The following is a 20,148-nucleotide window of genomic DNA, read 5'->3' as shown; positions in this document are numbered from 1 at the left end:
CTTTTCGATTCAAGGCTCGTGTCACCGATCAGCCTGCGGCGCGGGATTTTTCGAAGCGCTTGCGCTCGTTGGAATCGAGATACATCTTCCTGAGGCGGATCGACTTCGGGGTGACTTCCATCAGCTCGTCGTCCTGGATCCAGGAGAGCGCCCGGTCGAGCGTCATGCGGATCGGCGGCGTCAGCTTGACCGCTTCGTCCTTGCCGGCCGAGCGGATGTTGGTGAGCTGCTTGCCCTTCAGCACGTTGACCTCGAGGTCGTTGTCGCGGGTGTGGATGCCGACGATCATGCCGGCATAGACCTTGTCGCCCGGCTCGATGATCATCGGGCCGCGATCTTCGAGGTTGAACATCGCATAGGCGACAGCCTCGCCGGCCTGGTTGGAGAGCAGAACGCCCTGGTTGCGGCCGCCGATCTCACCCTTGTAGGGCTGGTAGGCGTGGAACAGGCGGTTCATGATCGCCGTGCCGCGGGTGTCGGTCAGAAGCTCCGACTGGTAGCCGATCAGGCCACGGGTCGGTGCGAAGAAGCGCAGACGCACGCGATCGCCGCCCGACGGACGGAGTTCAACCATCTCGCCCTTGCGTTCGGCCATCTTCTGCACGACGACACCGGAATGCTCTTCATCGACGTCGATGACGACTTCCTCGACCGGTTCCATCAGCTGGCCGGTTTCCTCGTCATTGTGCATGACGACGCGCGGACGCGACACGGCGATCTCGAAGCCTTCGCGGCGCATGGTCTCGATCAGCACGGCAAGCTGAAGTTCGCCGCGGCCGGAGACGTAGAATGAGTCCTTACCCTCGGCTTCCTCGATCTTCAGTGCGACATTGCCTTCCGCTTCCTTCAGCAGTCGGTCGCGGATGACGCGGCTCGTGACCTTGTCGCCCTCGGTGCCGGCAAGCGGGCTATCGTTCACGATGAAGGACATGGTGACGGTCGGCGGGTCGATCGGCTGTGCGGTCAGCGGCGTGCTGATTGCCGGATCGCAGAAGGTGTCGGCAACCGTACCCTTGGAAAGGCCGGCAATCGCGACGATGTCGCCTGCCTGGGCTTCCTCGATCGGCTGGCGCTCGATGCCGCGGAAGGCGAGGATCTTCGAGACGCGACCGGTTTCGACGGTCTTGCCGTCCTGGCCGAGAACCTTGACGGCCTGGTTCGGCTTGATCGTGCCGGAATTGATGCGACCGGTGATGATGCGGCCGAGATAGGGGTTGGCTTCCAGCAGCGTGCCGATCATCGAGAACGGGCCTTCTGCAACCGTCGGCGCCGGAACATGCTCGACCACGAGATCAAGAAGCGGGCCGAGGCCCTGGTCCTTCGGACCTTCGGGGGACGTGTTCATCCAGCCGGCGCGGCCGGAGCCGTAAAGAATGTGGAAGTCGAGCTGCTCGTCGGTGGCGTCGAGGGCCGCAAACAGGTCGAAGACCTCGTTGACGACTTCATCGGCGCGGGCATCCGGACGGTCGATCTTGTTGATCGCGACGATCGGCTTCAGGCCGACCTTCAGCGCCTTGCCGACCACGAACTTGGTCTGCGGCATCGGGCCTTCGGCGGCATCGACCAGAACGATCGCGCCATCCACCATCGACAGGATACGCTCGACCTCACCGCCGAAGTCGGCGTGGCCGGGGGTGTCGACGATGTTGATGCGGGTGTCCTTCCAGACGACCGAGGTCGCCTTGGCGAGGATGGTGATCCCGCGTTCCTTTTCAAGGTCGTTTGAATCCATCACGCGTTCGTCGACGCGCTGGTTCTCACGGAAAGAGCCGGACTGTTTCAGAAGCTCGTCGACAAGGGTCGTCTTGCCATGGTCAACGTGCGCGATGATCGCGATGTTGCGAAGTGCCATGTTTTAAATCTCTGGGGCTGGGGCGCAGTCAGTGTTTTGGGGAGGAGCGCCCGGTACTCATGGGGGCGCTCTTACACATATTTTGACCAAAACGAAAGAGAATGTTTTGTGGCAGGGTATTCTGAGGCGCGGTGGAGCGAGACTTTTCCTCGTTTGCCGTTCCTCAGGATGGAGGTTTTGGAGCGGTTTTCTGATGAGTCATGCTCGGGCTTGACCCGAGCATCCAGGCGACACGGGGACGCTGCCTGGACCCTCGGGTCAAGCCCGAGGGTGACCCGAAGAGGGGGAGGGGGCTTGCAAGAGCGATAGACCTTGATGATCTGGGCAATCGTCCGGCAGCGAGCCAAACCGCTCAACTGAAGCCTAAAAGCCGCGCGCCTTGATAAAACACGAACGCCACCAGCCAGGCATAGACCAGCGATACCACCAGCGAAAATACCATGAACAGGGTCGAGCGGCTTTCCGCGCGCACGGTGGCGACCGTGGTCAGGCAGGGCGTGTAGAGCAGGCAGAACAGGCAGAATGAATAGGCCGCGACCGGCGAGACGGTGAGACCGATCTGGTGGGCGACGAGGCCCGCGGACATGGCGTAGATGGTCGAGAGCGACCCGATCACCACCTCCTTGGCGATGAAGCCGAAGATCAGGGCGAGCGTCAGATAGGGGTTGATGCCGATCGGCGCCATCACTGGCTGCAGAAATTCGCCGAGCTGCCCGCCCCAGGTGTTGAGCCCGGTCGCGTCCGTCGGAAAGTTGGTCAGGAACCAGACCGCGATCGTGCCGACGATGATGAAATTGGTGGCGCGGTGTAGGAAGATGCGGAGTTCCCCATAGCCCCTGAGCCATACCTGCCTGATGGTCGGCACCCGGTAGGGCGGCAGCTCCAGCACGAAGGGTTCGGTGTTCTTGAACTGTTTGGAGCGCGAGAAGAGCGCGGCCGCAAGAAACGCCGCGACGAAGCTGATGACATAGAACGAGAACAGCACAAGCGGGCCTTGCGCGGGCGGAAACACGGCGGCGATGATGAACACGAACACCGCAAGCCGCGCCGAGCACAGCGAGAACGGAATGATCAGCATGGTGAGCAGCCGGAGCGGCTGCGAGCGCATCACCCGCGTTCCCATCAGCGCCGGCACGTTGCAGCCGAAGCCCATCATCTGCATCACGAAGGAGCGGCCATCAAGGCCCACCCGTCGCATCCAGGTATCCATCAGATAGGCCGCGCGCGAGAGATAGCCCGAGTCCTCCACTGCCGCCATCAGGAAGAAGAACAGCATGATCAGCGGGATGAACGAGGCAACGGTGGCGACGCCAAGCCAGATGCCGTTGATGACGAAATTCTTCAGCCATGCCGGGCCGAGATCGAGCACCGGTTCGAGGACATGCGCCTGGACCCAGTCGGTGATCCAGCCTGCCGCATCCTGCGAAGGCAGGCCGAGCGCCCAGACGATGTAGAACACGCAGAGCATCACCGCAAAGAACAGCGGCAGGCCGAAGAGCGGATGCAGCAGAACCCGGTCCAGCCGTTGCGTCATTGTCTTCGGCGGCGTTTCCGGATAGCGGACAGCGCCGTCAATGGTCGTTGCCAGCGTTTCCGGCGTCATCAGCGTGGCGCGCAGCGTGTCGTAATCGGCAAAGGCTGCGGGCTTGCCGTCATGGTCCGATAGCGCCTTGCCGACCGAGGCAATCGCATCCGGATAGCCCTCGCCATATTTCGCGCTGATCAGGTGCACCGGCAGGCCGAGCCGCGCGGAAAGGGCGTCCGGATCGATCGTGATGCCGTTGCGGCGGGCCTCGTCCGCCATGTTGAGCATCACCACCGCCGGCAGGCCGAGCAGTTTCACCTGCAGCGGCATCAGGATCTGTCGGTCGATCTGGCTGGCATTGACGACGATGATGACAAGGTCGACGGGATAGGCCTGCAGAAAGCCGGATACGACGGTCTCGTCTTCGGAAAAGCCCTCGAGATCGTAGATGCCCGGAAGGTCGACCACCTCCGTCATCCGGCCGCCGATCTTCACCCGGGCATTGGCAAGCGACACCGTGATGCCCGGCCAGTTGCCGACATGGGCGCTTGCCCCGGTGATCCGGTTATAGAGCATCGACTTGCCGGTATTGGGCTGGCCGATGACGGCGATGCGGGGAATGTCGTTGACGGAAAGATCGGCTTCGGCCGGCGCGCAATGGGACATCTATGAATTCCGGACTTCAATGGACATATCGGGCAAAACCGCCCGGCAGATTGACCCGGTGTGCCGTTTCGGCATCATCGTTTACAGCTTGCGCACCTTGACGAGCGCCGCCTCGGAGCGGCGGATGGCGATTTCGGTGGCCTTGCCCGCGCGCACCACGAGCGGGCCACCGAACCATCCCCGCCGGACCATGACGACACGATGCGGGTTTGAAAGCCCCATCGCGCGCAACCGCACAGCCAGACCGGCGTCGAAAACGCCTGCCTCGACGATTTCGACAATGCCGCTCTCGCCGGGCGCAAGGCTTTCCAGCGATACGATCCGGCCCTGTTCCGCCGCCGTCATGATCGGGTCATGCATGGTTTGCTTCCGTGACGTTTCCAAAGCTCTATGACACGACACGATCAGGGCGGCAATAGATGAGTATTGCCCGAAGGTATTATTAAATTTTTGACATATGCGGCTCTGCCGCCAAAGGCTCAGAGCTTGTAGGCGCGTTTGACCAGATTGTAGGTGAGGTCGCGGGCGACCTCGGGGGCCTCGTCCTCATCGAGCCTTCCGCTTGCGACAAGCGTTGCCAGGAAGGCGCAGTCGACGCGGCGGGCGACATCGTGGCGGGCGGGGATCGAGCAGAAGGCGCGGGTGTCGTCATTGAAGCCGACGGTATTGTAGAAGCCGGCGGTTTCCGTGGTCATCTCGCGGTAGCGGCGCATGCCTTCCGGGCTGTCATGGAACCACCAGGCCGGGCCGAGCTTCAGCGAGGGATAGGCGCCGGCAAGCGGCGCGAGTTCGCGCGTATAGGCGGTCTCGTCCAGCGTGAACAGGATGATGCTGAGCGCCGGGTCCATGCCGACGGCGTTGAGCAGCGGACGCAGGGCCTCGACATAGCTGGTCTGGACCGGGATATCGAAGCCGACATTGCGGCCGTGGCGGGCCATCATGGGCGCGGAATGGTTGCGGAACGAGCCCGGATGGATCTGAAGCACAAGACCATCGTCGATGCTCATGCGGGCCATCTCGGTCAGCATGTGCCCGCGAAAGGCATCGGCCTCTTCGGGCGTGCAGGCGCCCTTCAGCGCCTTGTCGAACAGTGCTGCCGCCTCGGCCTTCGGAAGATCCTCCGTGCGGGCCGTGGCGTGGCCGTGATCGGTGCTGGTGGCGCCGAATTCCTTGAAATAGGCGCGGCGCTGGCGGTGGGCTTCCAGATACTGGTCGAACTTCGTGGTGTCGAGACCGGTGATCGCGCCGAATTTCTCGATGTTTTCGACAAAGCCCTCGAATTCGGGATCGACCACCGGATCGGGCCGGTAGGCGGTGATCACGCGTCCGCCGGTCCAGCCGCTTTCGCGCACCTGCCGGTGCCATTTCAGATCGTCGAGCGGGTCTTCCGTGGTCGCGATCACCTCGATGTTGAAGCGCTCGAAGAGGGCGCGCGGCAGGAATTCCGGCTTTTTCAGGCAGTCGTCGATATGGTCGTAGAATTCGTCGGCCGTCTCCGGGCCGAAGCGCTTGGTCAGGCCGAAGACGTGGGCGAAGGAATGCTCCAGCCAGCCGCGGCTCGGCGTGCCGCGAAACAGGTAGAAGTTTTCGGCAAACAGGCGCCAGATCGCGCGGCTGTCGGTTTCCACCGGTCCGCCGTCGATGCGGGCGACGCCGAGCCGCTCCGGCGCGATCCCCTGCGAGCACAGCATCCGGAAGACGTAATGGTCCGGCACCACGAAAAGCTGCGCAGGATCGGGAAACGGCTTGTTTTCCGCATACCAGCGCGGGTCGGTGTGGCCGTGCGGGCTGACGATCGGCAGGTCGGCCACCTCAGCATAGAGCGCCCGTGCCAGATCGCGTGCCTTGGGTTCAAGCGGAAAGAGGCGGTCGTCGTCAAGCATGGTTGCTGCCTTTGCGGATTGCATTTACTGCGAAAACTAATATGTTAGTATGCGAATTCTGTCAACGGAGGCGGCATGCCCGAAAAACTGGAGTTGGAGCATGGCCGCGAGACGCTGACCGACATGATTCATGACCGGCTCTACCGTCAGGTGGTCGAAAACGAGCTGCTGCCGGGCACCAAGATGTCCGAGGCGGATGTGGCGCGGAAGCTCGGCGTCTCGCGCCAGCCGGTGCGCGATGCGTTTTACCGGCTGTCGCAGCAGGGCTTTCTGCTGGTGCGCCCGCAGCGCGCAACGCTGGTGGCACCGATCTCGATCGAGGCCGTGATGCAGGCGCTGTTCATCCGCACCGCGCTGGAAACGGCCACGGTGCAGGCGGCCGTCGATGCGGGCGCGGGACGGGACATGACAGAGCTCGACCGCCTGCTCGAGGCGCAGAAGAAGGCGATCGAGGCCGATGACCGGATGCGGTTTCACCGCCTTGACGACGAACTTCACCACCGCATATGCGACCTCTCCGGCCATGGTTACACCTGGGCGCTGATCCGCGAGCACAAGGCCCATATGGACCGGATCCGGTTCCTGTCGCTTTCCTTCACCGCCCATGATGCGCTGGCCGAGCACGAGAATATCGTTGCCGCCATCAAGGCGGGCAATGGCGAGGCGGCCATCGCCGCCATGCGCCATCACCTTTCCCGGATCGCCGAGAGCATTGCGCGGATCCACGAGACCCACCCGGACTTATTCGATCAGGACCAGTCATGAACAATATCCTCTCCATCGGCGAATGCATGGTCGAAATGGCCCCGCGCGCCGACGGCGCCTATATGCGCGGCTTTGCCGGCGACACCTTCAATGCCGCCTGGTATCTGGCAAAGCTGATGCCCCAAGGCTCGACGGTCGATTATTTCACCGGCGTCGGCACGGACGCGGTCTCCGACGAGATGATCGCCTTCATGGAGCAGGCGGGCGTCGGCACGGCGTGCGTGCGCCGGGTGCCGGACCGCACGGTCGGCCTCTACATGATCGCACTGAAGGATGGCGAGCGGTCGTTTTCCTATTGGCGCGGCCAGTCCGCAGCCAAGTGCCTCGCCGCAGACCGGGATGCGCTTGCAAAGGCCGTGAAGGGACGGGACCTCATCCTGTTTTCCGGGATCACCATGGCGGTGGTGAATTCCGAAGATCGGGCAACGCTGCTTGACGTGCTTTCGCAAGCGCGCGCGGCGGGAACCACGATCGCCTTCGATCCCAATATGAGGTTGAGGCTCTGGCCGTCGTCCACGATGATGCAGGAGGCGATCATGCAGGCGGCTTCCGTCAGCGACATGGTGCTGCCCTCCTTTGACGAGGACAGCGCGGTGTTCGCAGATGCGGACCAGAATGCGACCATCGCACGCTACCGGAAGGCCGGCGTGAAGACAGTGGTCGTCAAGAACGGCGTCGACGTCATCCATGCAGGCTGCCATGTCGAGGGCGAACTCACCTTCCAGCCTGTACCGGCCGAAAATGTGGTCGACACCACGGCGGCGGGCGACAGCTTCAATGCCGGGCTGATTGCGGCACGCGCCGGTGGTGCAGGTCTTGCAGAGGCCATTCGTGCCGGCGCATCGCTTTCAGGCCGCGTCATCGGCGCCCGCGGCGCGCTGGTCGCCGATGCCGTGAGCCGGTAAGGTCTGCTCTCAGACGAGCTTGGCTGCGGTGACCTCGACCTCGACCAGGAATTCGGCGCGGGTGAAGCCTGATACGATCAGCAGCGTTGAAACCGGCAGCGGCTCCGAGATGAACTGGTCGCGGACCTCCATATAGGCCGGGAAATCCTCGCGCGAGGTCACATAGCCATTGATGCGGATGATATCCTCAAAGCTCATATCGGCTTCGGCAAGGATCTTGCCGATGGCCGCAAAACAGAGCTCCGCCTGGCCCTTGACCGAACGCGGGATCACCTCGTCGGGCCCGATGCCGAGCTGACCGGAAGTGACCAGGAGCCCGGCGCCGGGCGGCACGTACAGGCCATGGCTGTAATTTCCGAAGGGCTTGCGCACGCCTTGTGGGTTGATGCTCTTTTTCATGTAACCGCCTCCGAAAAATGCCGTGCCTGACGTCTATGACCGGGGGATCATAAACAGGTGATCGTAAGAAGCCCGGCTGTCGAACAGCCGGGCGCGGGACTAATGTAGCGGGTTCGCCGCGGATTTTAAGCCGTGTAGCCGCGAATCCCCTTGATTTCGAGAAAATCTTCCATGCCCCAGTCGGCAAATTCGCGGCCATTGCCGGATTGCTTGTAGCCGCCGAAGGGGATCATCGTGTCCCAGTCGGGATCGTTGATCGAGACATTGCCGGCGCGAAGGCGCAGCGCCACAGCGCGGGCATGGTCGAGTTCGCCCTGGACATAGGCCGCAAGGCCGTAATCGGTGTCGTTGGCAATCGCGATCGCATCTTCCTCGTCCTTGTAGGGCAGGATGGCGAGAACCGGGCCGAACACTTCCTCGCGCGCAATCGTCATGTCGTTGTGAACGCCGCCGAAGATCGTGGGCTTCACGTAATAGCCGTGGTTGATGCCATCCGGACGCCCCGGCCCGCCGGTGACGAGCGTTGCGCCTTCGGCAATCGCCTTTTCGATCAGCCCCTGGATCTTGTCATATTGCTGCGCGCTGACCACCGGACCGAGATTGGTATCTTCTGCAGCCGGGTCGCCGACCTTCAGGCCTTCGGCGGTCTTGCGCGCGATGTCGAGCGCTTCGTCATGGCGGGCTTGCGGCACCAGCATGCGCGTCGGGGCATCGCAGGACTGCCCGCTGTTCTGGAAGCAGCCGGTGACGCCATTGGCAACCGCCGTTTCGAGATCGGCATCTTCCAGCACGATGTTTGCCGACTTGCCGCCCAGCTCCTGGCAGACGCGCTTGACCGTATCGGCGGCCGTCTTGGCAACGATGATGCCGGCGCGGGTGGAGCCGGTAAAGGAGATCATGTCGACCTCCTTGTGGCCGGCCATGACCTGGCCGACATCGGGGCCGGTGCCGTTGACGAGGTTGAAGACGCCCGCCGGAACCCCGGCCTCGTCCATGATTTCGGCGAAGATGATGGCGGAAAGCGGCGCGATCTCGGAGGGCTTCAGAACCATGGTGCAGCCGGTCGCAAGTGCCGGCGCCACCTTGGCGGCGATCTGGTTCAGCGGCCAGTTCCACGGCGTGATCAGCGCGCAGACGCCGATCGGCTCGCGCACGATCATGCCCTTGTTGCGAGGTTCTGAGAAGGTGAAGGCCTCGAGCGCCTTCATGGTGGACTTGATATGCGAGGCGCCGACCGGCACCTGCGAACTCTTCGCCAGCGAAAGAGGCGCGCCCATTTCGCTGGAGACCGCTTCCACCAGATCGTCGAACCGCGCCTTGTAGCATTCGAGAACGCGACCGAGGAGCGCGAGCCGCTCTTCCTTCGTGGTGCGCGAGAAGCTTTCAAAGGCGGCGCGGGCAGCCGTCACGGCCTTGTCGACATCGGAGGCCTGACCGAGCGCGATCTGCGTGATCACCTCTTCGGTTGCAGGATTGATCACGTCCAGCGTCTTCGGCTGATCAGGCTCGACCCATGCGCCGTTGATGTAGAACTGTGTGTGATGCGACATGACGCTCTCCGTTTTTCGTTCGCCCCGCAGGGTTTTGTTTATGGCCCACATGTGTTGCCGGGTATCGCAGAAGGCAAGGGTTTGATCACGCCTCGTGCGGATCTTTCGGCAATTGCCAGTCGATCGGTTCGATTCCGTGGGCGAGCAGAAACTGGTTGGCCTTCGAAAACGGGCGGCTTCCGAAAAAGCCGTTATAGGCCGAAAGCGGCGAGGGGTGCGGCGCCTTCAGCACGAGATGGCGCGCGCTGTCGACAAAGCTCGCCTTCTTCTGGGCGTAGGCGCCCCACAGAATAAAGACGACATGCGGGCACTCCGCGTTGACCGCGCGGATGACGGCATCGGTGAACTGCTCCCAGCCCTTGCCGCGATGGGAGGCGGCGGCGGCCCGGCGAACCGTCAACACGGAATTCAGCAGTAGCACGCCCTGGCGCGCCCAGTGCTCCAGAAAGCCGTGATCGACTTTCTGGAACCCGACATCGGTGTGAAGCTCCTTGTAGATGTTCACCAGAGAGGGCGGCGTGCGCACGTCCGGGCGCACCGAAAAGCACAGCCCATGGGCCTGCCCGGGGCCGTGATAGGGGTCCTGGCCGAGGATGACGACCTTCACCCGGTCAAGCGGTGTGAGATCGAGCGCGCGGAAATATTCGGGGCCCTTCGGAAATATCGTCTGCCCGGCCTGCCGCTCAGCCACCAGAAACGCGCGAAGCTTTGCCATGTAGGCGCTCTCGAATTCAGGTTTCAGCTTTTCACGCCAGCTCTCGTCCAGGCGGATTTCGCCTTCACCCATGGTCATTCGCTCCCCTATCTGGCCTTCTCCTGCCGTGTTAGCGTCGCCTGCGCGGATTTGCAAACCGCGTCCGCGTTGAAAATATGTTCACCGCGCAACCTCGGCGTTGACCGGCGCGATGCGGCAGTACAAACTGCCGCGCACAATCACATCGCGCGCAGAACAATTCTGACAGGGGGTTACGAAATGCTCAATTTTAACAAAACGGTATTCGCCACTGCGGCACTCGCCGCTTTCGCCGGATTTGCCGCGCCGGTCGTCGCGCAGGACACCAAGACCGTTGCCATTACCTACATCGTGGAACACCCCGCCCTTGATGCCGTGCGCGAAGGCGTGATCGAAAGCCTCGCAGAAAAGGGCTACACCGAAGGCAAGAACCTGAAGGTTGTCGCACGCTCCGCCCAGGGCAACATGACGACGCAGAGCCAGATCGCCGATGAGTTCGCCGGGCTGAAGCCTGACGTGACGGTCGGCATTTCGACGCCGTCCGCACAGGCGCTGAAGAATTCCATGGGCGATACGCCGGTGGTGTTCGCAGCCGTGACGGATCCGGTCGCAGCCGGCCTGATCGAGAACCCGGAAAAGCCGGAAGCCAACATTACCGGCACCTCCGACAAGCAGCCGCCGAAGCCGGCGCTGGAGCTGATCCAGAAGCTGGTTCCGGGCGTGAAAACCATCGGCGTGATCTACAATCCGGGCGAGGCAAACTCGGTCGTCCAGGTCGACGAGATCAAGGCCGGCGCCGAAGAGCTGGGCCTGACCGTCGTCGAAAGCCCGGCCGCCCAGTCCACCATGGTTCCGGATGCGGCCCGCAATCTCGTCGGCAAGGCCGATGCGATCCTGCTGCCGACCGACAATTCGGTGATTTCGGTGCTGGAAGCGATCATCACCGTCGGCGAACGCGCCAAGCTGCCGGTCTTCACCACCGATACCGATTCCGTTGAGCGCGGCGCGGTGGCGGCCCTCGGCTTCAACTATGCCGAGATGGGCAAGGTCACCGGCGACATGGTTGCCGAAATCCTCGGCGGCACGGCCGTTGCCGATATCGCGGTCGTCGTTCCCGGCAATCAGGACCTGTTCCTGAACCTCAAGGCCGCCAAGGCCATGGGCGTTGAAGTGCCCGCCGACATCAAGGACAGCGCCAAGAAGGTCATCGAGTAAAAATGACGCTTTTCGCACTTGCCGGTGCGTTTGAAACCGGCCTGCTCTTCGCCCTCGTGGCGTTGAGCATCTTCATGTCCTTCCGGGTTCTGGACTTTCCGGATCTGACGGTGGATGGAAGCTTTCCGCTCGGCGCGGCGGTTTCCGCCGCCGCCATCATCCACGGGATCGATCCCTTCATCGCAACCATCTTCGGCATGCTGGCGGGCGCGGTTGCCGGTTTCGTCACCGGACTGCTCAATGTCCGGTTCGGGATCATGAACCTTCTGGCGGGCATCCTGTCGATGGTCGCGCTGTTTTCGATCAACCTCAGGATCATGGGCCGTCCCAACCTGCCGGTTTACGGTCAGGACACGGTGTTCACCCGCTTCGAGGGGCTGGTCAATGCCGGGCTCTGGAGCAACACCATCCTGCTGCTGATCATCGCGCTTGGCGCCAAGTTCATCATCGACTGGTTCCTGAAGACCGAACTCGGTCTTGGCCTCAGGGCATCGGGCGAGAACCCGGCCATGGCGGAAGCCCAGGGCATCCGCAACGGCGCGATGACCCTGCTCGGCATGGCGATCGCCAACGCGCTCTGCGCGCTCGCGGGCTCGCTGTTTGCGCAGATGCAGGGCGTGGCGGACGTCACCATGGGCGTCGGCACCATCGTCACCGGCCTTGCCGCGCTGATCATCGGCGAAGCGATCCTCGGTCGCCGCACGGTGTTTCTGGCAACGCTCGGCTGCGTCATCGGCGCGGTCGTCTACCGCCTGTTCATCGCCTTCGCGCTGTCGGCAGGCTTCATCGGCATCCGTCCGCAGGATCTGAACCTGATCACCGCCATCGTCGTTGCCGTTGCCGTCGTGCTGTCCCAGCGCCGCGGCAAGAAGGGCGGCAAGTCGCTGTTCAACTTCCGCCTCGTGCGCGGTGCGGAACAACCGGACGAGGGGAAGAAGTGATGCTGAAGCTTTCCGAGATCTTCATCACCTTCAACGAAGGCACGGCAACCGAAGTCCGGGCGCTGCGCGGTGTCTCGCTCGATATCGCCGAGGGCGAGTTCGTGACCGTCATCGGCTCCAACGGCGCCGGCAAGTCGACGCTGCTGTCGACCGTGGTTGGTACCGCAAAGCCCGATCGCGGCACGATCCATCTTGCCGGCAACGATGTTACCAACTGGCCTGCGGCCAAGCGCGCAGGCCTCGTCGGCCGGGTGTTTCAGGAGCCGCGCCTCGGCACATGTTCATCGCTGTCGATCGAGGAAAACCTGGCGCTTGCCGCCTCGCGCGGCAAGAAACGCGGGCTGAAGCTTGCGCTCGGCAAGCGCGGCCAGAAGCATATGTTTGCCGAACATCTGGAAAAGCTGGGTCTCGGCCTGGAGCACCGCATGGCAACGCCGATCGGCGCGTTGTCGGGCGGCCAGCGCCAGGCCGTCAGCCTGCTGATGGCAACGCTGCTGCCGATGAAGATCCTCGTGCTTGACGAGCATACCGCAGCCCTTGATCCGTCTGCGGCCCACAAGGTGCTGACGCTGTCCGCTGAAATCGCCCATGAGGGCCGGCTGACGACGCTGATGGTGACCCATTCGATGAAGGATGCCTTGGCTTACGGTTCGCGCACCCTGATGATGAATGCCGGCCAGATCGTGCTCGACATCGAGGGCGATGAGCGCTCGAAGCTGAAGGTCTCCGACCTGCTGGAGCGTTTCGGGCGGGCCGCCGGAACGGAAATCGACGACGATCAGCTGATGCTGACCTGATCGGGCAGGGCGCGCGCCATCACAGCGACAGCGCCCACACCTTTGCGGAGCGGATATCGCCTTCGCGGATCCGCAGCGAATGGACCGGGTCGAAGCCGGCAACGCGCTTGGTTCCGGTCCAGCGGCCATTGTCGGCAAAGACTTCGACGGAGCCGATGTCCAGGAATATCCGGATGTGGCTCGGCGTTGCGCCGCGCGCGATGTAGCGCGGCGTCGGCTTTTCGATATCGTCGCGGTAGACGAGGCTGAGGCCTTCCTCGTCAAGCGTGATCACGATCTCGATATTGTTGTGGTAGAGGTCGAGCTCCAGGGTCGGACCGGCGAGATCGATGACGATCTCGGCCTGGCCGCTGTCCAGGTTCACAAGCTCGCCGCGCTGCAGCATCGTGTCGTCGATCAGATGGTCGCGCAGGCTTTCCACGCCTTCGATCGGCGGGGTCAGCAGTGTGTTGTCGGCGGGGTCGTAGACCAGGTTGCGCGGCAGTGTCATTGCGGTCGGAAAATCGATTTCGGGGGCCGCATCCGCCCAGTTTGCAAGCCAGCCGATGCCGACCGGCGTGCCGTGATCGAGGAAGGCCTGAAAGGCGTAATTGTCGGTCACGAAATCGAGTTCCTGCTCGAAATGCGGCGTGAAGGTTGTGCCGTCGAACTTGCCGACCGTCGCCGTGGTCAGGTTCTTGCGGCCGGTCTCCTCATCATGGCTATGCATCAGCCCGCAGATCAGCACCCAATGCGTGGAAGGATCGCCCGCCGGGCCGTCGAGCGGCAGCAGGCAGGGGCACTCGATCACCTGCGTGTTGAAGCGGCTTTCGCCGTGGAGCACATCCACGAATTCCCAGCCGCTGGCCGCCGTCACATCGGCGGTCTGGTAGAGCAGTACCACGCCTTCCTCGCCCTTCCGGCTGCCGAGCAGCATCTTCCAGTAACCGTCCGGTCCGCGGAAGACATAAGGGTCGCGGAAATCGAGCGTCAGTCCCTCGAGATCGGGGCGCTTGTCGATAAGGGGCTTGGCCGCGCCCGCAAAGATCAGTGCTTGCGAGGTGGCAACCATCTGGATTTCGCGCTCGGGATCGCGCTCGACCACGCTTTCGGTAAAGAACACGCGCACGCCGGCCGAATTTTCGAGCGGAATGGCCGAGCCCGAAAACGCGCCGCCGCGCTTGTCGGGCTTCGCGGTCAGTTCCTCCGAGGGGAACAGGAAGATCGGCAGGTGCCGCCAGTGCAGGAAATCTTCCGAGACCGCATGGCCCCAATGCATGGTGTTCCATTTCAGGCCGTGCGAATAATGCTGGTAGAACAGATGCGCCGAGCCGTTGAAACGCCCGAAACCGTTGGGATCGTTCATCCAGCCGAAGGGCGGGCGGAAATGGTAGGAGCCGGGCGCCGGCGCCGGCGCATTGGCCGCGTGGGTCCGCAGCACCGTGATGCCCTCTTCCAGGACCTTGGCATCGGTAAACCAGTAGGCGACCGAAATCGTCGTGGTCTCCGGGTCATAGGCGCATTCAAGCTCGCCGCCATGCGGCACGAAGAACATCCGGAATTCGTATTCCTCGGAATTCTGCACATAGACATTGCCGAACACCCGATCGTTCAGCGCAAGCCGGAGTTCAGCGGGCGCATGGGGATGCACGGCCTTGAGCCACACATGAAGCACTGCATTGACCGGAACATTGCCCCGCAATTTGCGAAGGCGGGTCTCGTCTGCGGCGGTCAGGTCATGCATGTTCATTCGGCTCCGTTTCCTGGCATTCGACGGTTGCCGCCCGCAATCCCTGGAAGGATCAGGCGCCTGAGATTCAAAAAAGCGCAGGGTGACGGAGCCTGTTGTCGACTGAGCCAATAACGCCGTGCCCGCACGTCTTTGACGCGCGGCAACAGCTTAAGACCTAATGCGTCAGGCCAGGATGTAAAGGGCGGCAGGCCTAGAAAGCCGCCATCTTCGCCTTCACCTTTTCCATAAACCGGGCGCGGGTTTCGTCGGTGCTGACGTCCATGGCGTAATGGGCCATGAAATCCACCGGCGCGCCGATCTTGATCTGGGCGCGCAGAACGCGCTTGATCATCTTCTTCGGCGGGTTTCCCGCAAGAAAGGCGCGCATCGGTGTCGCGCCATAGGTGAAGACGGCGGCGGCCTTGGTGATGTGGCGCAGCGTCGGGGTGAGCTTGCCGTCTTCCAGCGCGAAGGAAACGCCCGGCAGCCAGACGCGGTCGAAATAGCCTTTCAGGATCGCAGGATAGCCGAAGTTCCAGACCGGCGAGACGATCACAAGCGCCTCCGCCCGTTTCAGGCGTTCGACGTGGGATGCGACAGGACCGGTATTGTCCGGATAGTCGTGGTACCGGATGCGTTCCTCCCGCGTCAGCACGGGCTGGAAATTTTCCGCATAGAGATCGCAGTCATCGACCTCGTGGCCGGCGCTCGTCAGGCTTTCGACCACCTGACGATGAAGCGCCGCGCCGAAACTGGTTTCGACCGGATGGGCGAAGAGAACGAGGACGCGCATCTCACTCCGCCCCGGTCTCGGCGAGCCCCTTGAACAGGAAGTTCTTGCCGGCCTTGAAATCGAAATCGGGGTTTTCCCAGGCAATCATCTTGCCGGGGTTCATCAGCCCCTTGGGATCGGTTTCCTTCTTGAAGGCAAGCTGGAGCTCGTCGGTCTGCTTCATGCCGCCTTCTTCCAGCGTGTAGCGGTGCGGATTGAAGATCGGGCAGCCATGGGCCTCATGGATTGTGATGATCTCCTCCAGCCGTTCCGGCGTGGTGTAGCGCACCAGCGGCAGGCCAGAGCACTGCACCGCGCCGTCAAAGCGCAGGAATTCCAAATGGCCGATGACCTCGTCGCCGAAGAGTTCGGTCATCTCGCGGACCTTTTCGACATGGTCGGGGCCGGGGTACTGGACCTGGAGATAGGTGAAGCTGTCAGGCTCCATCTTCAGCGCGCGCAGCGTGGTGTGGTTCCAGCCAAGCTCATAGGCGCGCGGAATGCCGCGCAGATTGTCAACCTCGTCGGCGCGGAAACGGATCTCGCCCTTCATCAGGTTCACCAGTGCCTCGAACGGGGCGAGCGCATGGGGTGCGACCATGACCACCGTGACGGCCTCGCCCTCTTTCAGCCAGGGCTTGTGGCGGGTGAAAAAGTCATAAGGCACGGGGGCTGCGATCGGCGCGATTTCCTTGACGAGAATGCCGGATGATTTCGCCAGCCGGTCGGAAAACCGAACCGCATCCATGAAGCTTTCATGGCCGACGATGACATCGACCCAGTCATAGGCGGGCGCCAACGGCATTTCGACTTCGGTGATGATGCCGTTGGTGCCGTAGGCGTGGGAGACCTTCAGAAGATCGCGCGCCGTCAATTCCATCACCCGCGGCTCTTCCTCGAGCGTCACGATCCGCAGTCTCAGCACATTGCCGAGATCGCGCAGCCCGCCCCAGTGGACCGAGCCGACGCCGCCGGAACCGCCGGCGATGAAGCCGCCAAGGGTGGCCTGGCCTGTGGTGGAGGGGTGGAAGCGAAGCTCCTGGCCGGACTGCTCCTTCAGCTCCTTGTCGAGCTGGGCGCAGATGATGCCCGGTTCGGTGATGACGCGGCCGGGGTGAATTTCCTTGATCCGGTTCATCTTGGTCATATCGAGCACGATACCGCCGGAGAGCGGCATGCACTGGCCGTAATTGCCGGTGCCGCCGCCGCGCGCGGTGACCGGCACGTCATGGCGGAAGGCAACCTTCAGCACCTGGATCACTTCTTCCTCGCTTGCGGGCGAGACGATCAGATCGCCGGTCACGTTTTCAAGCTGTGCCTTGAGGATGGGTGAGTACCAGTAGAAATCGCGGCTCTTGCGGGAGACGAGATTGGGATTGTCCTCGATGGCGATGCCTTCGAGCTCGGCCTTGATCTTTTGATAGTCCGGCATGTTCACTTATCCATCAGCGGGTCAAGTTCGCGATAATCCGGCAGGCTGCGGTCGATGCCCTTGCCATTCCGCATCACGATGCGGTCAGCCTGCGGACGGGAAAGGAATTCGCTCCAGCGCCGTGCGCTGAACAGAACCAGATCGGCGGGGCCGCCTTCGGCGATCAGCCCGCGCTCCGGGCGGCCGAGGATCTCGGCCGGTGTGCGGGTGATGATGCGGGCCGTGTCATCCAGAGGATGGTCGAGCTGGAGAATGCGCACCGCCTCGCGGATCACCTCCACGGGGTCGAGGTCGCCGTAGGCATAGAAAGGGTCGCGGGTATTGTCGGAGGCGGCGGCGGTCTTGACGCCTGCGGCCGCAAGCTCCTTGAACAGCGTGACGCCGCGCCAGCGCGGGGTGCGGCCTTGGTGGCGGTCCTGCAGATACATGTTGCACATCGGCAGAGAGACGACCGCGATCTCGGCTTCGGCAACACGGTCGATGGTCCGCCTTGCCGTCTCCTCGTCCTGCCGCGCCAGCGAGCAGCAATGGCCGACGGTGACCGCGCCTTCGAAACCGTTTCTGATCTTGGCTTCCGCGATCGCCTTCAGCGTCAGCACCTCGCGCGCCTCGGTTTCGTCAACATGAAGATCGATGTCGAGGCCGGCGTCGCTTGCTGCCTGGAACATAAGGTCAAGTCGGGCATCAAGGTCCGGCAGCATCTGGGTGACGCCGCCGATCAGGCCGCCCCGGCGTTTCAACAGGGCAACCAGATCATCGAAGAACGGCTCGAGGATCATGTCGATCGAAAACAGCGCGACCGCCTGGAGTTCGATCCGGTCCGCCCAGCGTTCCCGCAGATCGGAAAACACCTCGAAGGAAATCTCGTGTTGCGGCGGCAGGCTGTCGATATGGGTGCGCAGCAGGCCGGTGCCGTGGGCGTAGGCGCATTTCAGCGAGAATTCCATGCGGGCAGTGACATCGTCCGCCGACCAGTTTGCCTCTCGGTCGGCGCCGACATTTTCGAGCGCGCCCATGAAGGTGCCATCGGGGTTCGGGCGGCGGTCCCAGATATGGCCCTTGTCGATATGGGTGTGCATGTCGGTAAAGGTCGGCCATGCCATGCCGCCAAGAAGATCGATGGCAGGCAGGGCGGGCGGCGCGGTTCCGGGCGCTGTGATCGCGCCGATGCGTCCGTTTTCGATGGTGATATCGGCGGCAATCAAGCCTTCGCGCGCTTCAAAGCCCGTGGCATCCTTCAGGCAGATCGCGGGGACGGTCGCGTTGAGAAGCAAGAAGGATGGAGCGTCAGGAAGGTTCACAAAGCCGGTCATCAGTTTTCCCTCTTCAGGCTGCTTTCATGCCAGCGGTGCAGGAACAGCCAGGAAATGAAGGAGGTGAGCGCGAAGATCGCGACGCCGAGGCAGGCGAGCATGAACAGCGCCGCAAACAGCCTCGGAATGTTGAGCCGGTACTGCGATTCCAGGAGCCGGAAGGCAAGGCCCGAGCCCGCCCCGGCAGAGCCCGCAGCGAACTCCGCGACGACGGCTGCAATCAGCGCCAGCCCGCCGCCGATGCGAAGACCGGTCATGAAATAGGGCAGCGATGCGGGCAGTTTCAGATGGATCAGCGTCTGCCAGCGCGAGGCGCCGTAAAGCTCGAACAGGTTGAGCAGATTATGGTCGACGCTCTTCAGCCCCTGCGCCATGTTGGAGAGAATCGGGAAGAACGCCACCAGAAAGGCGCAGATCAGAAGCGCCACCTGCGTCGTCGGCGTGTAGATCAGGATCAGCGGCGCGATCGCGACGATGGGCGTGACCTGCAGGATCACGGTGATCGGGTAGAGCGCGGTCTCGATCCAGCGCGACTGCACCATGATCACGGCAAGGCCGACGCCACCGACAAGGGCGAGCGCGAGCGAGATGAAGGTGATCTTGGTGGTGACCCAGAGCGCCGGTGCAAGCGTGCCCCAGTCCTCGAAAAAGGCTTCCGCTACCAGCGCCGGGCCGGGGAGAATGTAATGCGGCGTCTGGTAGATCACCACGATCGCCTGCCAGATCGCGACCAGCAGCACCAGGACGGCAATCGGGATCGCGATCTTCAGAATGGTCTCGCCATTGCGGGCGAAGAAGCCCGGACGCTGATAGGTTTCATCGTTCATCAGTGGTCGCCTCCCGCTGCCTGAATGGCGCCCTGCAGCGAGCGCGAGACTTTCTCGCAGGCCAGCCGATATTCTTCCGAAGTGCGATAGGTTTCGTCGCGCTCCTGGCTGGTATCGAGCGGAAAATCGTCGAACACCTGGCCGGGGCGGGCGCGCATCACCACGATGCGGTTCGAGAGATAGGCGGATTCGAACACCGAATGGGTCACGAAGATCACCGTGATGCCGGTTTCGTGCCAGAGCCGCAGCACATCGTCGTTGAGCTTCTGGCGGGTGATTTCGTCAAGCGCCGCAAAGGGCTCGTCCATCAGCAGAAGCTTGGGCTTGGTCACCAGCGCGCGCGCAATCGATACCCGCATCTTCATGCCGCCGGAGAGTTCGCGCGGATACGCATTCAGAAAATCCTGCAGCCCGACGGTGGAAAGTGCCGCCATGATTTCGTCGCGCACGCCTGCTTTCGATTTGCCGCGCAGCTTGAGAGGCAGAAAGACATTGTCGAACACGGTCGCCCAGGGCATCAGCGTCGGTTCCTGAAACACGAAGCTGATATCGCCCTCCGGCTTGCCCTTGGCGGAAATGCGCGAGGTCGGCCAGTCGATCGAGCCTTGGGTAACGTCGCCGAGCGATGCCATGATCCTGAGCGCCGTCGACTTGCCGCAACCCGAAGGCCCGAGCAGGCTCACGAACTGCCCCTGACACACCGTCAGGCTCATATCCTTGAGCGCGATCGTGCCGTTGGAAAAGATCTTGGTGACGTGTTCCAGCTTTACCAGCGGCTTTTGAGAGAGTGCCTGGGCAGGCGCCATGCGGTTTTCCTGAGATGAGCCAAAAGCACCGCCCCGCGCATGGCGCGGGGCGGAAA

The 20,148-nt window shown here is 62.7% G+C and carries 18 protein-coding genes; 5 read left to right on the top strand and 13 right to left on the bottom strand.

Features of this window, described 5'->3' with window-relative positions; all coding sequences use genetic code 11:
* Positions 1–28: 28 nt before the first annotated feature.
* The 4 genes from typA to uxaC form a co-directional block, all read right to left on the bottom strand.
* Positions 29–1,852, bottom strand: a complete 1,824-nt coding sequence (typA, locus tag HPQ62_RS09740) for a translational GTPase TypA (RefSeq protein WP_174802339.1) — start codon at positions 1,850–1,852, stop codon at positions 29–31.
* A gap of 352 nt (positions 1,853–2,204) precedes the next feature.
* Positions 2,205–4,043, bottom strand: a complete 1,839-nt coding sequence (gene feoB / locus HPQ62_RS09735) for a ferrous iron transport protein B (RefSeq protein ID WP_174802338.1) — start codon at positions 4,041–4,043, stop codon at positions 2,205–2,207.
* Positions 4,044–4,124: 81 nt separating this feature from the next.
* Positions 4,125–4,403: a FeoA family protein gene (locus tag HPQ62_RS09730; RefSeq protein ID WP_174802337.1), complete on the bottom strand. Its 279-nt coding sequence runs from the start codon at positions 4,401–4,403 to the stop codon at positions 4,125–4,127.
* A 119-nt stretch (positions 4,404–4,522) separates the two neighbouring features.
* Positions 4,523–5,926, bottom strand: a complete 1,404-nt coding sequence (gene uxaC / locus HPQ62_RS09725; RefSeq protein ID WP_174802336.1) for a glucuronate isomerase — start codon at positions 5,924–5,926, stop codon at positions 4,523–4,525.
* 75 nt (positions 5,927–6,001) lie between these two features.
* Here uxaC and HPQ62_RS09720 point away from each other — a divergent pair, with 75 nt between their 5' ends.
* Both HPQ62_RS09720 and HPQ62_RS09715 read left to right on the top strand, forming a co-directional pair.
* On the top strand, positions 6,002–6,691 hold the full coding sequence (locus HPQ62_RS09720; protein WP_174802335.1) for a GntR family transcriptional regulator: 690 nt from the start codon (positions 6,002–6,004) through the stop codon (positions 6,689–6,691).
* Complete coding sequence (locus HPQ62_RS09715; RefSeq protein ID WP_174802334.1) at positions 6,688–7,596, top strand: sugar kinase; 909 nt, start codon at positions 6,688–6,690, stop codon at positions 7,594–7,596. Before HPQ62_RS09720 ends, HPQ62_RS09715 begins: the two co-directional genes overlap by 4 nt.
* A gap of 9 nt (positions 7,597–7,605) precedes the next feature.
* Here the strand turns inward: HPQ62_RS09715 and HPQ62_RS09710 are convergent, their stop codons facing one another.
* From HPQ62_RS09710 to ung, 3 genes are all read right to left on the bottom strand, one after another.
* Positions 7,606–7,995 carry a RidA family protein gene (locus tag HPQ62_RS09710; protein ID WP_174802333.1) on the bottom strand — a complete coding sequence of 130 codons (390 nt, stop codon included), beginning with the start codon at positions 7,993–7,995 and terminating at the stop codon, positions 7,606–7,608.
* 125 nt (positions 7,996–8,120) lie between these two features.
* Complete coding sequence (locus tag HPQ62_RS09705; RefSeq protein WP_174802332.1) at positions 8,121–9,545, bottom strand: aldehyde dehydrogenase family protein; 1,425 nt, start codon at positions 9,543–9,545, stop codon at positions 8,121–8,123.
* An 85-nt stretch (positions 9,546–9,630) separates the two neighbouring features.
* Positions 9,631–10,332 carry a uracil-DNA glycosylase gene (gene ung, locus HPQ62_RS09700; RefSeq protein WP_174802402.1) on the bottom strand — a complete coding sequence of 234 codons (702 nt, stop codon included), beginning with the start codon at positions 10,330–10,332 and terminating at the stop codon, positions 9,631–9,633.
* A 186-nt stretch (positions 10,333–10,518) separates the two neighbouring features.
* Here ung and HPQ62_RS09695 point away from each other — a divergent pair, with 186 nt between their 5' ends.
* The 3 genes from HPQ62_RS09695 to HPQ62_RS09685 are packed head-to-tail and all read left to right on the top strand — an operon-like array spanning position 10,519 to position 13,231.
* The gene (locus HPQ62_RS09695) at positions 10,519–11,493 is read left to right on the top strand and encodes an ABC transporter substrate-binding protein (RefSeq protein WP_174802331.1); all 975 of its coding nucleotides are present in this window, start codon (positions 10,519–10,521) and stop codon (positions 11,491–11,493) included.
* A 2-nt stretch (positions 11,494–11,495) separates the two neighbouring features.
* Positions 11,496–12,434: an ABC transporter permease gene (locus tag HPQ62_RS09690; protein WP_174802330.1), complete on the top strand. Its 939-nt coding sequence runs from the start codon at positions 11,496–11,498 to the stop codon at positions 12,432–12,434.
* Complete coding sequence (locus tag HPQ62_RS09685; protein WP_174802329.1) at positions 12,434–13,231, top strand: ABC transporter ATP-binding protein; 798 nt, start codon at positions 12,434–12,436, stop codon at positions 13,229–13,231. The genes HPQ62_RS09690 and HPQ62_RS09685 overlap by 1 nt, the downstream gene beginning before the upstream one ends.
* 19 nt (positions 13,232–13,250) lie before the next feature.
* Here the strand turns inward: HPQ62_RS09685 and HPQ62_RS09680 are convergent, their stop codons facing one another.
* The 6 genes from HPQ62_RS09680 to HPQ62_RS09655 form a co-directional block, all read right to left on the bottom strand.
* Complete coding sequence (locus HPQ62_RS09680; protein WP_425312620.1) at positions 13,251–14,954, bottom strand: glycoside hydrolase family protein; 1,704 nt, start codon at positions 14,952–14,954, stop codon at positions 13,251–13,253.
* A gap of 199 nt (positions 14,955–15,153) precedes the next feature.
* A complete protein-coding gene (locus tag HPQ62_RS09675) occupies positions 15,154–15,735 on the bottom strand; it encodes an NAD(P)H-dependent oxidoreductase (RefSeq protein ID WP_174802327.1) in 582 nt (193 codons plus the stop codon).
* Between the two features lies 1 nt (position 15,736).
* Positions 15,737–17,146, bottom strand: a complete 1,410-nt coding sequence (locus tag HPQ62_RS09670) for an FAD-binding oxidoreductase (protein ID WP_174802326.1) — start codon at positions 17,144–17,146, stop codon at positions 15,737–15,739.
* Between the two features lie 2 nt (positions 17,147–17,148).
* A complete protein-coding gene (locus tag HPQ62_RS09665; RefSeq protein WP_425312616.1) occupies positions 17,149–18,459 on the bottom strand; it encodes a cytosine deaminase in 1,311 nt (436 codons plus the stop codon).
* Positions 18,459–19,286 carry an ABC transporter permease gene (locus HPQ62_RS09660; protein ID WP_174802325.1) on the bottom strand — a complete coding sequence of 276 codons (828 nt, stop codon included), beginning with the start codon at positions 19,284–19,286 and terminating at the stop codon, positions 18,459–18,461. The genes HPQ62_RS09665 and HPQ62_RS09660 overlap by 1 nt, the downstream gene beginning before the upstream one ends.
* The gene (locus HPQ62_RS09655) at positions 19,286–20,092 is read right to left on the bottom strand and encodes an ABC transporter ATP-binding protein (protein WP_174802324.1); all 807 of its coding nucleotides are present in this window, start codon (positions 20,090–20,092) and stop codon (positions 19,286–19,288) included. Before HPQ62_RS09655 ends, HPQ62_RS09660 begins: the two co-directional genes overlap by 1 nt.
* Between the last annotated feature and the right edge of the window lie 56 nt (positions 20,093–20,148).

Origin of the sequence: Martelella limonii (assembly GCF_013344475.1) — a bacterium.
GTDB lineage: Bacteria > Pseudomonadota > Alphaproteobacteria > Rhizobiales > Rhizobiaceae > Martelella > Martelella limonii.
Note: the sequence above shows the minus strand (reverse complement) of the source record. Positions and strands in the feature narration are given on the sequence as shown.

Coding starts and splice junctions, on each gene's coding strand:
- HPQ62_RS09690 (WP_174802330.1), top strand. CDS start 11,496: ATGACGCTTTTCGCACTTGCCGGTGCGTTTGAAACCGGCCTGCTCTTC.
- HPQ62_RS09665 (WP_425312616.1), bottom strand. CDS start 18,459: ATGACCGGCTTTGTGAACCTTCCTGACGCTCCATCCTTCTTGCTTCTC.
- HPQ62_RS09670 (WP_174802326.1), bottom strand. CDS start 17,146: ATGCCGGACTATCAAAAGATCAAGGCCGAGCTCGAAGGCATCGCCATC.
- HPQ62_RS09655 (WP_174802324.1), bottom strand. CDS start 20,092: ATGGCGCCTGCCCAGGCACTCTCTCAAAAGCCGCTGGTAAAGCTGGAA.
- HPQ62_RS09705 (WP_174802332.1), bottom strand. CDS start 9,545: ATGTCGCATCACACACAGTTCTACATCAACGGCGCATGGGTCGAGCCT.
- uxaC (WP_174802336.1), bottom strand. CDS start 5,926: ATGCTTGACGACGACCGCCTCTTTCCGCTTGAACCCAAGGCACGCGAT.
- HPQ62_RS09720 (WP_174802335.1), top strand. CDS start 6,002: ATGCCCGAAAAACTGGAGTTGGAGCATGGCCGCGAGACGCTGACCGAC.
- HPQ62_RS09695 (WP_174802331.1), top strand. CDS start 10,519: ATGCTCAATTTTAACAAAACGGTATTCGCCACTGCGGCACTCGCCGCT.
- typA (WP_174802339.1), bottom strand. CDS start 1,852: ATGGCACTTCGCAACATCGCGATCATCGCGCACGTTGACCATGGCAAG.
- ung (WP_174802402.1), bottom strand. CDS start 10,332: ATGGGTGAAGGCGAAATCCGCCTGGACGAGAGCTGGCGTGAAAAGCTG.
- HPQ62_RS09680 (WP_425312620.1), bottom strand. CDS start 14,954: ATGCATGACCTGACCGCCGCAGACGAGACCCGCCTTCGCAAATTGCGG.
- HPQ62_RS09710 (WP_174802333.1), bottom strand. CDS start 7,995: ATGAAAAAGAGCATCAACCCACAAGGCGTGCGCAAGCCCTTCGGAAAT.
- HPQ62_RS09715 (WP_174802334.1), top strand. CDS start 6,688: ATGAACAATATCCTCTCCATCGGCGAATGCATGGTCGAAATGGCCCCG.
- HPQ62_RS09730 (WP_174802337.1), bottom strand. CDS start 4,403: ATGCATGACCCGATCATGACGGCGGCGGAACAGGGCCGGATCGTATCG.
- HPQ62_RS09685 (WP_174802329.1), top strand. CDS start 12,434: ATGCTGAAGCTTTCCGAGATCTTCATCACCTTCAACGAAGGCACGGCA.
- feoB (WP_174802338.1), bottom strand. CDS start 4,043: ATGTCCCATTGCGCGCCGGCCGAAGCCGATCTTTCCGTCAACGACATT.
- HPQ62_RS09660 (WP_174802325.1), bottom strand. CDS start 19,286: ATGAACGATGAAACCTATCAGCGTCCGGGCTTCTTCGCCCGCAATGGC.
- HPQ62_RS09675 (WP_174802327.1), bottom strand. CDS start 15,735: ATGCGCGTCCTCGTTCTCTTCGCCCATCCGGTCGAAACCAGTTTCGGC.